Origin of the sequence: Azonexus hydrophilus DSM 23864, assembly GCF_000429605.1 — a bacterium.
GTDB lineage: Bacteria > Pseudomonadota > Gammaproteobacteria > Burkholderiales > Rhodocyclaceae > Azonexus > Azonexus hydrophilus.
This window is the reverse complement of sequence record NZ_KE386925.1, coordinates 319,663-334,125: the sequence shown is the minus strand read 5'-3', so window position 1 is coordinate 334,125 and position 14,463 is coordinate 319,663. Positions and strand designations below refer to the sequence as shown.

General features: G+C 65.2%; 11 protein-coding genes. 4 read left to right on the top strand and 7 right to left on the bottom strand.

From position 1 onward, the window contains the following. The first annotated feature begins 226 nt into the window (after nt 1-226). Complete coding sequence (locus G471_RS0112905) at nt 227-550, top strand: UPF0175 family protein (RefSeq protein ID WP_028995710.1); 324 nt, start codon at nt 227-229, stop codon at nt 548-550. Here the strand turns inward: G471_RS0112905 and G471_RS17635 are convergent. Continuing rightward, a complete protein-coding gene (locus G471_RS17635) occupies nt 547-801 on the bottom strand; it encodes an addiction module protein (RefSeq protein WP_211226430.1) in 255 nt (84 codons plus the stop codon). The two genes, G471_RS0112905 and G471_RS17635, sit on opposite strands and share 4 nt — an antisense overlap. 53 nt (nt 802-854) lie before the next feature. Between G471_RS17635 and G471_RS0112895 the strand changes: the two genes are divergently transcribed. After that, complete coding sequence (locus G471_RS0112895) at nt 855-1,790, top strand: PhoX family protein (protein WP_028995709.1); 936 nt, start codon at nt 855-857, stop codon at nt 1,788-1,790. Here G471_RS0112895 and ppsR read toward each other — a convergent pair. The 6 genes from ppsR to G471_RS0112865 are packed head-to-tail and all read right to left on the bottom strand — an operon-like array spanning nt 1,777 to nt 11,077. Then, nucleotides 1,777-2,595 (bottom strand): posphoenolpyruvate synthetase regulatory kinase/phosphorylase PpsR, encoded by an 819-nt coding sequence (gene ppsR / locus G471_RS0112890; RefSeq protein ID WP_028995708.1) that lies wholly within the window; start codon nt 2,593-2,595, stop codon nt 1,777-1,779. The genes G471_RS0112895 and ppsR overlap by 14 nt on opposite strands. Nucleotides 2,596-2,607: 12 nt before the next feature. After that, on the bottom strand, nt 2,608-5,370 hold the full coding sequence (gene ppc, locus G471_RS0112885) for a phosphoenolpyruvate carboxylase (RefSeq protein WP_028995707.1): 2,763 nt from the start codon (nt 5,368-5,370) through the stop codon (nt 2,608-2,610). 55 nt (nt 5,371-5,425) lie between these two features. After that, the gene (locus tag G471_RS0112880) at nt 5,426-8,197 is read right to left on the bottom strand and encodes an FAD-binding and (Fe-S)-binding domain-containing protein (RefSeq protein ID WP_028995706.1); all 2,772 of its coding nucleotides are present in this window, start codon (nt 8,195-8,197) and stop codon (nt 5,426-5,428) included. Continuing rightward, nucleotides 8,194-9,630: a LutB/LldF family L-lactate oxidation iron-sulfur protein gene (locus G471_RS0112875; RefSeq protein ID WP_028995705.1), complete on the bottom strand. Its 1,437-nt coding sequence runs from the start codon at nt 9,628-9,630 to the stop codon at nt 8,194-8,196. The genes G471_RS0112880 and G471_RS0112875 overlap by 4 nt, the downstream gene beginning before the upstream one ends. After that, entirely contained in the window at nt 9,627-10,295 is a 669-nt protein-coding gene (locus G471_RS0112870; RefSeq protein ID WP_028995704.1) for a LutC/YkgG family protein, read from the bottom strand. The genes G471_RS0112875 and G471_RS0112870 overlap by 4 nt, the downstream gene beginning before the upstream one ends. Then, on the bottom strand, nt 10,292-11,077 hold the full coding sequence (locus G471_RS0112865; protein WP_028995703.1) for a (Fe-S)-binding protein: 786 nt from the start codon (nt 11,075-11,077) through the stop codon (nt 10,292-10,294). Before G471_RS0112865 ends, G471_RS0112870 begins: the two co-directional genes overlap by 4 nt. Nucleotides 11,078-11,248: 171 nt before the next feature. On the opposite strand from G471_RS0112865, the gene G471_RS0112860 reads away from it, so the two are divergent. Both G471_RS0112860 and ppsA read left to right on the top strand, forming a co-directional pair. Further along, nucleotides 11,249-12,016 carry an FCD domain-containing protein gene (locus tag G471_RS0112860; RefSeq protein WP_028995702.1) on the top strand — a complete coding sequence of 256 codons (768 nt, stop codon included), beginning with the start codon at nt 11,249-11,251 and terminating at the stop codon, nt 12,014-12,016. Nucleotides 12,017-12,053: 37 nt separating this feature from the next. Further along, on the top strand, nt 12,054-14,429 hold the full coding sequence (gene ppsA, locus G471_RS0112855) for a phosphoenolpyruvate synthase (RefSeq protein WP_028995701.1): 2,376 nt from the start codon (nt 12,054-12,056) through the stop codon (nt 14,427-14,429). Nucleotides 14,430-14,463: the final 34 nt, after the last annotated feature.

The window sequence follows — 14,463 nt, the reverse complement described above, 5'->3', positions numbered from 1 at the left end:
GGTTCCCCCGCGTTCGCGGGGATAGGCCCTGCGCCGCGTGCATCACGAAATGGCGCAACTGGGTTCCCCCGCGTTCGCGGGGATAGGCCCTCACCAAAGCCGACCTTTACCAGGCCGTGCTCGGTTCCCCCGCGTTCGCGGGGATACGTTTGTCTTGCAGAATATTGATCTCCCCAAGAAAACTGCGCTACCGTTTCCCGCTGGAGCTTGGCACAGGAATCCCTGTATGCACACATTTAAAATCCGCAATCTACGCAAGCATGTTGGCAAGTTGATTCGCCGAGCCGAGAGCGGGAGATTTTCCTTGGTTACCAAGCGGGGTGTGCCGCTGTTTGTTGCTGTGCCTTGTGATGAGATGCTGATCAGCGATGGCTTGGGGACGGGGCTGGCGATCAAACTGTTTGTTGATGAGCGTATTTCTCTTGGGCGGGCAGCTAGATTGGTGGGGGTGTCGATCAGCGAAATGATCGACATTTTGGGAGTACTCGGTGTGGCGGTGATTCGCCCATCGGAAGAGGAGCTTGATCGCGAATTGGCTGATTTTGGCTAACTCGGCGGCATGTCCTCATTGGCTTTGCGCCATGCCGCGAGTTTGGCTCTCAGGCTTGCTAAAACTTCGTCGGCATCAACGGCTTCCATTTCACCGCGCTCGAATGCCTCACCTCGACGTTCAGCTTCTTCCAGCCAGGTATTGGCAACCTCGTCCGGATTATCAACGCTCACCCAGAGTAGCTCGGCTAAGTCGAGGCGTTCGCTTGGGCTGAGCGTCATTGCAACTTCTAGAATTTCCTCGTAGCTCATTGACATCGGAGAATCCTCACTGGTTGTGATTGCTGATGTTAGTTGAATTGCCCATGTCCAGTCTTCCTCCGATCCTGATCTTTGACAACGGCGATGGCGATGAGCCTGTGTCCAATCACAGCGGCAACCGGCATTTCAGCGATGTGCTGGCGGTCAATCTTGGGCGGCGGCAGGTGCTCAAGGGGGGCTTGGCAGCGTCGGTGGCTTCGCTGTTTGCGGGGGCGGGGCTGACGGCGTGTGCGACGAATTCGGCGGGTGTTGCGGGTGGCCGGCTGCTCGGGTTTTCGGCGGTGGCGATCAGCGATGCCGATACCGTGCGGGTGCCGCCGGGGTGTCGCGCGCAGCCGTTGTTGCCGTGGGGGACGCCGATCACCGGCAGGATGCCGGCTTTCGATCCGCTGAAGAACAGCGGCGCGGATCAGGCGAGCCAGATGGGTAGCCATCATGACGGCATGCATTTCTTCCCCATCGAGGGGCGCGATCCGTTCAACGGCAGTTCGGACGATGGCTTGCTGGTGATGAATCACGAGTATGTCGAGCCGCGTTTCATGCACGCCAGCGCGGTGGGCCAGAAGCTGGATCGCGACGCGGTGCCGGCGCTGGTCAATGGTAAGCGGGTGGCGGATGAATGCCTGAAGGAACTGAATGGCCACGGGGTTTCGGTGGTGCGTATTCGCCGGGGCGAGAATGGTCGCTGGGAGATGATGGCGGATGCGCGCAACCGTCGCATCACCGGGCTGACGCCGATGGAGATTGCCGGGCCGGTGCGCGGTAGCGATTATGTCCGGACGCGTTTCAGCCCGGATGGCCTGTGGTTCGACCGCAACGGCCGTTTGTGGATACAGACGGACATCAGCGAAAGCGCGATGAACAAGGGCGATTACGCGCAGTTCGGCAACAACCAGATGTTGTGCGCCGACCTGAGCCCGGTTTGCCCAATGCCGCTGATCAGAAGTAGCGGTATTGGGCGTTTCCTCAGCGCAGGTTGAGTTCCTGCAGGATGGTCGCCGAGATTTCCTCGATCGACTTGGTCGACGAATCCAGCCAGCGGATACCTTCGCGGCGCATCATTTTTTCGGCTTCGGCGATTTCGTAGCGGCAGTTCGGCAGCGAGGCGTACTTGCTGCCGGCGCGGCGTTCTTCGCGGATCTGGTGCAGGCGTTCGGGCTGGATGGTCAGGCCGAACAGCTTGCTGCGGTGCTTTTCCAGCGTGCCGGGCAGGCGACCCCGGTCGAAGTCTTCCGGGATCAGCGGGAAATTCGCCGCCTTCAGACCGAACTGCATGGCCAGGTAGAGCGAGGTCGGCGTCTTGCCGCAGCGCGAAACGGCAACCAGGATGACGTCGGATTCTTCGAGGTCGCGGTCGGTGATGCCGTCGTCGTGGGCCAGCGTGTAGTTGATGGCTTCGATCCGCTTCTTGTATTCCGAACTTTCAGCGGTGCCGTGCGAGCGGCCGACGGTGTGGCTGGACTTGCGGCCGAGTTCGGCCTCGAGCGGGGCGAGGAAGGTTTCGAAGTAGGACAGGCAGAAGGCGTCGGCCTGGTGCACCAGATCACCGAGTTCCTGGTTGACCAGGGTGGTGAACACGATGGGGCGCATGCCGTCGGCCTCGCCCTGGGCGTTGATCCGGGCGATGGCGTCCTGGGCCTTTTCCAGGCTGTCGAGGAAGGGGATGCGGACCTGCTTGAATTCGACGTCCTCGAACTGGGTCAGCAGGCTGTGGCCGAGGGCTTCGGCGGTCAGGCCGGTGCCGTCGGAGATGAAGAACACGGTGCGTTTGATCGGATTGGGCATGGTCTGGCGATTTTAACCGCTGTTGCGCAGTCCGGCAGCGATGCCGTTGATGGTGATGTGGATGCCGCGGGCGACGCGCTCGTCGGTGTCGCCGCCGCGATGGCGCTTGAGCAGCTCGACCTGGAGGTGGTTGAGCGGGTCCATGTAGGGCGCGCGCAGTTGCAGCGAGCGCTTGAGCATGGGGTTGTCCGCGAGGAAGTCGTCGCGTTCGAGGATGGCCAGCAGGTGGCGGCGGGTCAGCTGCCATTCGCCGACGATGCGGCTGAAGATGCGCTCGCGCAGTTCGCTGTCGGCGACCAGTTCGGCGTAGCGCGAGGCGATTGCCAGGTCGGTCTTGGCCAGCACCATGTCCATGTTCGACAACAGGCTCTGGAAGAAGGGCCAGGATTTGAGCATGCGGCGCAAGGTGGCGAGGCCGTCCGGGTTGGTGGCGAGGTAGCCGTCGACGGCGGAGCCGAAGCCGTACCAGCCGGGCAGCATCAGCCGGCATTGCGCCCACGAGAAGACCCAGGGAATCGCCCGCAGGTCCTCGATGCGCTCGGAGGCCTTGCGCGATGCAGGGCGGCTGCCGATGTTCAGCGAAGCGATTTCGGAAACCACCGTCGATTGGCGGAAGTAGGTGGTGAAGCCGGGCGTTTCATAGACCAGGCCGCGATAGGCATTGAAGGCGCGCAGCGAGAGGTCGTCCATCACGCCGTGGAATTGGCCGGCCGGCTCGACCTTGTTCTCGTGGTCGGTCAGGCTGGCTTCCAGCGTCGCCGCGAGCAGCACTTCGAGGTTGCGACGACCGGTATCGGGCGTGCCGTACTTGGTCGAGATGACTTCGCCCTGTTCGGTCAGGCGGATCTGGCCGGAAACGGCGCCGGCCGGCTGGGCCAGGATGGCGTGGTAGGACGGGCCACCGCCGCGCCCGACCGAGCCGCCGCGCCCGTGGAACAGGCGCAGGCGCACGCCGTGGCGGGCGAAGGTGTCGGCGAGCAGGATTTCCGCCTTGTACAGCTCCCAGCCCGAGGTCAGGAAACCGCCGTCCTTGTTGCTGTCCGAGTAGCCGAGCATGACTTCGTGCTCGTCGCCACGGCCGGCGACCAGCTGGCGGTAGCCGGGAATGGCGAAGAGCTGATCCATGATCGCGGCGCTCTTCTGCAAGTCCTCGATGGTCTCGAACAGCGGGATGATGTTGACGTCGAGGCGCGGCTCGGCGCCCGGGCGCAGCAGCCCGGCTTCCTTGAGCAGCAGCGCCAGTTCGAGCAGGTCGGAGACGCCGTCGGTTTTCGAGATGATGCAGTTGGGCAAGGCGGCCTCGCCGTACTTGGCGCGCAGTTCGCGGGCGGCGAAGAAGATCGCCAGTTCGCCACGGGTTTCTTCGTCGTAATCGAGCCACGGCGAGTAGAGCGGGCGCGGCGAGGCGATTTCGGCGGTCAGCAGCGCGATCCGCTCGTTTTCCGGCAGCGCTTCGTAATCCGGGCAACGGCCGGCGGCGGCGAGCAAGGCGGCGACGCTGCGGGCGTGCACTTCGGAGTTCTGGCGCAGGTCGATCGGCGCCAGGTGGAAGCCGAACACCTGCACCGCGCGCAGCAGCCGGCGCAGACGGCCACCAGCCAGGCGGGCGCTGCCGTTGAGCTTGAGCGAATTGGTCAGCACCTTGAGTTCGCCGCGCAGTTCGGCCGGCGTGGCGTAGGGTTCGGCGTGGCCGATCTCGTGACGCACCGGGTCGACGTGGTCGAGCGCCCGGGCGGTCGCCGCCAGTCGGGCGTAGATGCCCGACAGGGCGCGCCGGTAGGGTTCGTCGATGCGCTGCGGCGACTGGTCGGGCGACAGATCGGCGAGCAGCTTGAGTTCCGGCGTCACCTTGACCAGCAGGTCGGACAGCGGCAGTTCGGCGCCGAGCTCGTGGATTTCGTCGAGGTAGTGATTGAGCGTGGCTGCCGATTGCAGGCGCAGCGCTTCGTTGAGGATGTCGGCGGTGACGAAGGGATTGCCGTCACGGTCGCCGCCGATCCACGAACCGACACGGAAGAAGGGCGGCAGCGCCCAGACTTTCTCCGGGTAGCGCTTCTGCAATTGCTCGGTCGCCTGGATGTAGAGGCGCGGCAGTTCGCTGAAGAAGGTTTCCTTGAAGTAGCTGATGCCGTTCTTGACCTCGTCGATGACCTTGAGCCGGACCGGGCGCAGCATGCGCGACTGCCACAGCGTCAGGATCGCGTTGGCCAGCGCCAGTTCGTTGTCGGCGGCTTCCTCGGGCGTCAACTGCTGGCGTTCGCGGCGGTCGAGCAGGCGGGCGATCTCGCGGTGGTTGCGGATCAGGCTCTGACGCTGGACTTCGGTCGGGTGGGCGGTGAGCACCGGGGCGACCAGGGCGTGGGCGAAGAAATCGGCCAGCGCTTCGGGCGAAACCTTGGCGGCAGCCAGTGCGTCCAGCGCGAAAACCAGGCTGCCTTCACGCGGCGGCGAGCCGGCCAGGTCGTGGGCGCGGCGCCGGCGGATGTGGTGCTCGTCCTCGGCGATGTTGGCCAGTTGCAGGAAGTAGCTGAAGGCGCGGACGACGGCCTGGGTGGTGTCGCGCGGCAACGGGTCGAGCAGGGCAGCGAGTTCGTCACGGCTGGCCGGGTCGCCGTCGCGGGCAAAGCGCACGGCGGTCTGGCGGACCTGTTCGACGATGTCGAAAATCGCTGCGCCCTCCTGGTCGCGGACGGTGTCGCCGAGCAGCCGGCCGAGCAGGCGGATGTCGTTGCGCAGGGGTTCGTCCTTGTTGCTGTCGAGGGCGGAATCGGTCATGGCAGGTCCAGGCGGGTGAATATGCAGCGATTGTAACGAGTGGCGGGCCACGCGGTCAGCAAGGGATTTCCAGCGGTCGGCTGCATTTCTCGAGCAAATACGCGATCGAGCGGTAGTCGATGCCGGATTCGGCGGTGAGGCCGATTTCGCAGGTCCGGTTGGTCGATACGCCGCAGGCGCAGCCGGCCGGCAGCGCCGGCTTGAGGTGGCGCAGGGCGTGCTGATTGAGCTCGGGAACGGCGAAGCCGCGGTCGCCGGCAAAGCCGCAGCAGGTCACGGCAGCCGGCTCGATCACGGTTTCGGCGCAGGCCTTGAGCAGGGCGCGCAGCTTGGCGTCGCTGCCGGTCTTGCGAACGCTGCAGTTGATGTGCAGGGCGACCGGCTCGGCCTGGCGGACGATCATCAGCCGTGGCAGCAGCGCGTCGTGGGCAAATTCGTGGAAATCGAAGAGCTGCAGGCGGCCGGCCAGATGTTGCTGCATGCGGGCGGTGCAGGTGCTGGCGTCCATGATCACCGGGTGGCGACCATTGTCGGAGGCTTTCAGCAGCGCGGCTTCGAGTTGCGCCGACATCGCGTCGGCTTCGCTGGCCAGGCCCTTGCTGGCCAGCATCTGGCCGCAGCACAGTTGGTCGAAACCTTCCGGCAGGATCGGTGCGTAGCCGGCGCGGCGCAGCAGTTCGAGGACGATGTCGCCAAGTTGCGGTTCGCCGGCAGCGGTCGGCCCGAAAATGCGCCCGCCGCAGGTCGGGAAATAGACAACCGGGTCACCGCCGGTGTGGATGGCCGCCGGGGCGCGGCCGGCGCGCGGCATTGGCAGCTTCCAGGCGCCATTGCTGAGTTTTGCCAGCGTCTTCTGGCCGACCACCGCAGCCGCAGCGTGGCCGAGCGTCAGGCCGGCGCGGGCGGCACCGGCGAGGACGCCGAAATTGCGCCCGGTCCAGGCGTTGACCGCGCGCGCGCCGTCGTTCAGGCGGCGCCCGCGCAGGCGCCGGGTGAGGTCGCCGGTGTCGATGCCGACCGGGCAGGCGGTCGAGCACAGGCCGCAGCCGGCGCAGGTGTCGAGGCCCATGTAGGCGTAGTCTTCGGCGATCTTGCCGGCGGCTTCGCCGGCCGCCTCGCGGCGGGCCAGCTCGCGGACGCTGGTGATGCGCTGGCGCGGGCTCAGCGTCAGCCGGTGCGACGGGCACAGCGGCTCGCAGAAGCCGCATTCGATGCAGCGGTCGATGATGTCTTCGGCTGCCGGCATCGGCTTGAGGTGGGCAAGGTGGGCCTGCGGGTCGGCGTTGAGGATGACGCCCGGGTTGAGTAGGCCGGCCGGGTCGAACAGCGCCTTGATCCGGTGCATCAGCTCGGTCGCCTCGCGCCCCCATTCGAGTTCGACGAAAGGCGCCATGTTGCGGCCGGTGCCGTGCTCGGCCTTGAGCGAACCGTCGTACTTGTTGACCACCATGTCGCACAGTTCGTCCATGAAGCGCGCGTAGCGGTCGATTTCGCTCGGCGTGGCGAAGTCCTGGGTGATGACGAAGTGCAGGTTGCCCTCGAGCGCATGGCCGAAAATGATCGCCTCGTCGTAGGCGTGCTTCTTGAGCAGCGCCTGCAGGTCGAGGGTGGCGTCGGCGAGTGCGGCAATCGGGAAGGCGACGTCCTCGATCAGCACCGTGGTGCCGGTGCGGCGCATCGCGCCGACCGCCGGGAAAGTGCCTTTACGCACCTTCCAGTACATTTCGCAGGTCGCCGGGTCGGTCGAGAACTGGACCGGCTCGACCGTGGCGACGCCGGCCAGCGCGCCGTGCACGGCGGCGATCCTGTCGGCGACCGCGGCGGCATCGCCGGCCCGCACCTCGATCAGCAGCGCTGCCGCGTCGTCGCCCAGGCTGCGCATCACCGCCGGCAGGCCGGGCTTGTCCTGGACCGAGCGCAGCGCCGGCCGGTCGAGCAGTTCGACCGCCGCGACCGGTTGCGTCTTCAGCCGGATGACCGCTTCGCAGGCGCTGCGGATGTCGGGGAAGAAGACCAGCGCCGAGGCCTTGCACGGGTCCTCGACGACGGTCTGGTAGGTGATTCGCGAAATGAAGCCGAGTGTGCCTTCGGAACCGATCATCAGGTGCGCGAGGATGTCGAAGGGGTCTTCGAAATCGACCAGCGCGTTGAGGCTGTAGCCGGTGGTGTTCTTGATCTTGAACTTCTGGCGGATGCGTTCGGCCAGCCGCGGGTTGGCCCGCGTCGCCTGGCCCAGGCGTTCGAGTTCGCCGAGCAGGACGGCGTGCGACTTGGCGAAGGCGTCGCGACTGAGCGGATCTTCGGTATCGAGCAGGGTGCCGTCGGCGAGCATGACGCGCAGGCCGGCCAGTGTCCGGTAGCTGTTCTGGGCCGTGCCGCAGCACATCCCGGAAGCGTTGTTGGCGGCGATGCCGCCGATCTTGGCGGCACCGATCGAGGCCGGGTCGGGACCGATCTTGCGCCCGAGCGGCGCCAGCCGGCGATTGACCTCGCCGCCGACGATGCCCGGTCCGAGACGGACGCTGCCGCCGTCCGGCGCGATCTCGCAGGTGGCAAAACCCTCGCCGATCAGCGCCAGGATGCCGTCGGAAATCGCCTGTCCGGACAGACTGGTGCCGGCGGCACGGAAGGTGACCGGCACCTGCTGCGCGTGGGCGGTGGCCAGTACGTGGCGGGCCTGGGTTTCGTTCTCGATGATTGCGATGACCTGCGGGATCAGGCGGTAGAAGCTGGCGTCGGTCCCGTAGGCGAGGCGGCGCAGTTCGTCGGTGATGACCTGCGAGGTCGGCAGTTTTTCGCGCAGGGCGGCGGTCAGAAGCTGGCTCATGCTTTGTTGCGTTCCTTGAGTTGGTCGCGCAGGCGCTTCGGCGCCGGCCGCAGGGGTTCGCGGACGGTGGTCCAGGCGCCTTGGCGCGACGGCATCAGCCAGCCGAAACGGCTGCCCAGCCACGAAACGGCGCGGTACAGCGCGGGCGAACGGTAAACCAAGGCCCAGCCGCGCCAGATCGCCGAGATCAGCGACGAATGGCCGGCGCCCTGGCCGCGCATCGCCGGGTTGGCGTGCGGGGCGGAGAAGGCTTCGCTGCGCAGGCGGATGAGCAGGTCGGGAATCGGGATTTTCACCGGGCAGACTTCGCCGCAGGCGCCGCACAAGGACGACGCCGTGGTCAGGCCGGCGGTGGCGTCGAGGCCGAGCATGTGCGGCGAGACGATCTTGCCGATCGGGCCGGGGTAGGTGGTGCCGTAGGCGTGGCCGCCGATGCGCGTATACACCGGGCAGTGGTTCATGCAGGCGCCGCAACGGATGCACTGCAGCGTCTTCCTCAACTGCTCGTCGGCGTAGGCCTGGCTGCGACCGTTGTCGAGCAGCACCAGATGCACTTCCTCGGGGCCGTCCTTCTCGCCGGGTTTGCGCGGCGAGGAAATCATGTTGAAGTAGGTCGAGATGTTCTGACCGGTCGCCGAACGGGTCAGCAGCGAGAGCAGCGGCGGCACGTGTTCGAGCTTCTCGACGATCTTCTCGATGCCGGTGATGGCGATGTGCACGGCCGGTGCGGTGGTGCACATGCGGCCGTTGCCTTCGTTCTCGACCAGGCACAGGGTGCCGGTTTCGGCGACGGCGAAATTGACGCCGGAGAGGCCGATTTCGGCTTCCTGGAATTTCCGGCGCAGGACGTTGCGGCCGATCTGGATCAGCGCATCGACGTTGTCGGTGTAATCAACCCCCGGCACCTTTTCATGGAACAGGCGGGCGATTTCCTCCTTGGTCTTGTGGATCGCCGGCATGATGATGTGCGAGGGCTTTTCGTTGGCGAGCTGGACGATGTACTCGCCCATGTCCGATTCCAGCGCTTCGATGCCGGCCGCTTCGGCGGCGTGGTTGAGTTCGATTTCCTCGCTGACCATGGACTTGCCCTTGACCATCCTGGTCGCGCCGTGGCCCTGGATGATGCCGAGGATGATCGCGTTGGCTTCATCCGGCGTTTCCGCCCAGTGCACCTTGATGCCGTTGCGGGTCAGGTTGGCTTCGAGCCGTTCGAGCAGGTCGGGCAGCTTGGCCAGGTTGTACTGGCGAATCGCTTCGCCGAGGTTGCGCAGGCTTTCCAGTTCCTCGGGGTCGGGGAACTGGGCGGCGCGCTTGCTCATCAGGAAGTCCATCGCGCCACGGAAGCTCTGGCGCAGGAAGGGATTGTCGACGACCGCCTTGGAACGGGCGCGGAAGCCTTCGGCCGGTTTGAAGTGCAGGGTGTGCTCGCTCATGCTTTTTCTCCCAGCAGCAGGACGATCAATTCCTTCGGGCCGTGCGCGCCGTAGGCCAGGGTCTGCTGGATGTCGGCGGTTTTCGACGGGCCGGAAACGAGCAGTGCGTTGGTCGGCAGGCCGTTGTTCCAGGCTTCGGCAGTCATCGCCTCGAAGAAGGTGTTGTAGATGTTGGATGCGTCGAGCAGCACGATGTGTACCGGCGGCACCAGCGACATCAGCCGGGGTTCCTTCTCGTTCGGCCACAGAATCAGCGTGCCGGTTTCGGCGATGGCGGCGCGGGCGGCGGTCAGGCTGGCCGGCGTGGCGGTGAACATTTCCGATTTCCAGGCTTCGATGGCCATGTCGTAGACGCTGCACTCGATGCCGCGCGGCGGCAGTGCGTCGAGTGCGGTGTCGCCGTGCGGCGTACCTTCGGCGACCAGCAGCCGGTCGATGCCACGCGCCTTGAGCACCTGGTGCAGGGTGTCGGCCCAGTTGTTGCGGCTGACAGCATGCACTTCGGCATGGGCAAGTTCGATGTAGTGGCGGAAACGACGGGCCTTGTCGGCCGGGGTTTCGCTGCTGCGATGCGTGGCGTACCAGCTGCCGACGTCGGGCAGGGCGGGCGGCTGTTGGGGCGCGCTACGGTTCAGGCGGGCCAGGATGCGGTCGCGAGCGCTCATTTGGCACCTCCGGTACGGCGCAGCAGGAAAGTGGCGATGTGTTCGCCGGGCAGGGTGGGCGGACGGCCTTCCTGGGCGTCCTTCCAGGCGGCGTGGCCGAGGATGTTCATCAGGCAGCCGCAGTCGGCGCTGACCACGCGCTCGGCGCCGGTGGCCTTGAGCGACTTGACCTTGTCCTCGACCATGGCGCCGGAAATTTCCGGCTGCTTGACCGAGAAGGTGCCGCCGAAACCGCAGCACTCGGATTCGTGGTCCTGCTGGGCGACGGTGACCTGTGCCAGACCGCCGAGCAACTGGCGACCGCTGACATGGACGCCCATCTCGCGGCGCGCCGAGCAGGAAGTGTGGAGAACGACGGTGCAGTCGCTCCCGCAGTCCTGGGGTTTGAAATCGAGGACGTCGACCAGAAAGCGGGTGAATTCCCAGACCCGGGCCGACAGCTTTTCGGCCTGCGCCTTGCGCACCGGGTCGGCGGCAAACAGCGTCGGGTAGTGGTGCTTCATCATCCCGGCGCAGGAGCCGGAGGGAACGACAATCGGCCAGTCTTCCGGGAACAGCGTCAACTGGTGTGCCGCGACCTGGCGTGCCTCGTCATGAAAACCACTGGTGTAGGCCGGCTGGCCGCAGCAGGTCTGGTCTTCCGGGAAGTGCACACGGATGCCTTCGCGTTCGAGCAGGGTGATCGCATCCATGCCGGCGTCCGGGTAGAACTGGTCGACGACGCAGGTGGCGAAGAAATACACATCGGCCGGCTTGCCCGGCGGGGTTTGGGCGATTGTCATCCTCTCTCCGTTTTGTTTGATTGGTTCAATGGTAAGACCAATAATTCCTGAGGCAGAAATTTAAGATAAATCCGTGACTTGGTCAATGCCACTAGGGAAATCCCCATGCTTGCACTTTTGCAGATCGCTGGCTAGAATGTGGCGGTCTTACCAATCAAGGTGGTCTTACCAATGCCGAACAAGGTGCAGGTTCCGCGGATTTCCGATGCCGTCGCTTCGACGCTGGAGCGGCGCATCCTCGAAGGTTCGTTGAAGCCGGGCGACCGCCTGCCGGCCGAGCGCGAACTGGCGCTTGAACTCGGCGTGTCGCGGCCGAGCCTGCGTGAGGCAATCCAGAAGCTGGCGTCCAAGGGCATGCTGCAGAGCCGTCAGGGCGGCGGCACCTATGTGACGGCCGCACTGGAAAAGAGCTTCTTCGACCCCTGGCAGGAGATGATGGGTTCCTACCCGAACCTGCGCGAGGACATGCTCGAATTCCGCCGCATGATCGAAGGCCAGGCCGCCGAATGGGCTGCCGAGCGCGCCACCGACGCCGACCTGCTGCGTCTCGACCAGGCTTACGCAGCGCTGCAGGCCTCGTTCAACAACGACGACACCGAAAAGCGCTCGGCCGCCGACATCGCCTTTCACCAGGCCATCGGCGACGCCTCGCACAATGTCCTGATCGGCCACCTGTCGGCGGCGCTGCTGCGTCTGATGCATGACAACATCCGCCTCAACCTCGGCGAACTGAAGAGCGTGCCGGCCGCCGGCAAGCTCCTGATGAGCCAGCACACCGCGATCCACACCGCCATCGTCGACAAGAAGCCGCAGGCCGCGCGCGCCGCCGCCGAGACGCACATCGACTTCGTCCGCGAGACGCTGGCGCAGACGCTGCGCTCGGTCGCCCGCCGCGAAACCGCCGAGCGCCGCCTGAACACCGATTTCCTGAACTCCTGATTTTCCAATCTTCAATTCCCACCGAAAGGACCCACTGATGGAAGCCCTTGTCATCCCCTTCGAAAAACTGCGCATGACCGACGTCGACCAGGTCGGCGGCAAGAACTCGTCGCTTGGCGAAATGATCTCGCAGCTCGCCGACACCGGCGTCCGCGTCCCCGGCGGCTTCGCCACGACGGCGCACGCCTACCGCGAGTTCCTGGCCCAGTCCGGCCTCGACAAGAAGATCAACGACACGCTCGATACGCTCGATGTCGATGACGTCAACGCCCTGGTCAAGACCGGCGCCGAAATTCGCCAGTGGATCCTCGACACGCCGTTCCCGATGGACCTGACCATCGCCATCACCGAGCAGTACCAGCGCCTGGTCGCTGAATCCAACGCCGACATGTCCTTCGCCGTGCGCTCCTCGGCCACCGCCGAGGACCTGCCGGATGCGTCCTTCGCCGGCCAGCAGGAAACCTTCCTGAACATCGTCGGCCTGGAAAACATCATGCACGCGATCAAGGAAGTGTTCGCCTCGCTGTACAACGACCGCGCCATCTCCTATCGCGTGCACAAGGGCTTCGTGCACGCCGACGTCGCGCTGTCGGCCGGCATCCAGCGCATGGTCCGCTCGGACAAGGGCGCGGCCGGCGTGATGTTCACGCTCGACACCGAATCCGGTTTCCGCGATGCCGTTTTCGTCACCTCCAGCTACGGCCTGGGCGAAACGGTGGTGCAGGGCGCCGTCAATCCGGACGAGTTCTACGTGCATAAGCCGATGCTCGAACTGGGCAAGAAGGCCGTGATCCGCCGCAACCTCGGCTCGAAGATGATCAAGATGACCTTCGCCGCCGAGAAGGTCGCCGGCAAGTCGACGATCACCGAAGAAGTGGAAGAAAGCCTGCGCCACCAGTTCTCGATCAATGACGAAGAAGTCATGGAACTGGCCCGCTACGCCCAGATCATCGAAAAGCACTACGGTCGTCCGATGGATATCGAGTGGGGCAAGGACGGCGTCGATGGCAAGCTTTACATCCTGCAGGCCCGCCCGGAAACCGTGCAGTCGCAGGCGGCCGCCGGCAAGCAGGAAAAGTTCAAGCTGAAGTCCTTCTCCAAGGTGCTCGCCTCCGGCCGTGCCATCGGCCAGAAGATCGGCGTCGGCCCGGTGCGTATCGTCAAGGACCCGAAGGAGATGGACCAGGTCAAGCCGGGTGACGTGCTCGTCGCCGACATGACCGACCCGAACTGGGAACCGGTGATGAAGCGCGCTTCCGCGATCGTCACCAACCGTGGCGGCCGGACCTGCCACGCCGCGATCATCGCCCGCGAACTGGGCATCCCGGCCATCGTCGGTTGCGGTGACGCGACCGAGACGCTGACCGAAGGCGATACCGTGACGGTGAGCTGTACCGAAGGCGATACCGGCCATGTCTATCGCGGTCGCCTCGACTTCGAAATCACCACCCGCGACATCTCGGCCATGCCGGACGTCCCGGTCAAGGTCATGATGAACGTCGGCAACCCGGAACTGGCCTTCGAATTCGCCCAGCTGCCGAACGCCGGCGTCGGTCTGGCCCGCGTCGAGTTCATCATCAACAACGTGATCGGCATCCACCCCAAGGCCATCCTCGACGTCGAGCGCCTGCCGGCTTCGAAGCGCGAGGAAATCAAGCGCCGCGCCCGTGGCTACGCCAGCCCGAAGGACTTCTTCGTCGAGAAGCTGGTTGAAGGCGTGTCCACCATCGCCGCCGCCTTCTGGCCGAACCCGGTGATCGTCCGCCTGTCCGACTTCAAGTCCAACGAATACCGCAAGCTGCTCGGCGGCGAGCTGTACGAGCCGGAAGAAGAAAACCCGATGCTCGGCTTCCGTGGCGCCTCGCGTTACGTCGCCCAGTCCTTCCGCGACTGTTTCGAAATGGAATGCCGCGCCATGAAGCGCGTGCGTGAAGAAATGGGCCTGACCAACGTGCAGTTGATGGTCCCGTTCGTCCGCACCGTCGGCGAAGGCCAGGCGGTCGTCGACCTGCTGGCCGAACACGGTCTGAAGCAGGGCGAGCACGACCTGAAGCTGATCATGATGTGCGAAATCCCGTCGAACGCGCTGCTGGCCGACGACTTCCTCAAGATCTTCGACGGCTTCTCGATCGGCTCCAACGACCTTACCCAGCTCACCCTCGGCCTCGACCGCGACTCCGGCCTGGTGGCCAACCTGTTCGACGAACGTGACCCGGCCGTCAAGATGCTGCTGGCCATGGCCATCTCCGCCGCCAACAAGGCCGGTAAGTACATCGGCATCTGCGGCCAGGGCCCGTCGGACCACCCGGACCTCGCCGAGTGGCTGATGGATCAGGGCATCAGCTCGATCTCGCTGAACCCGGACACCGTCGTCGATACCTGGACGCGCCTGGCGACGCACAAGAAGGGCTGATTTTTGCGATCAATCGTGGTGTAAAAACCAGAAA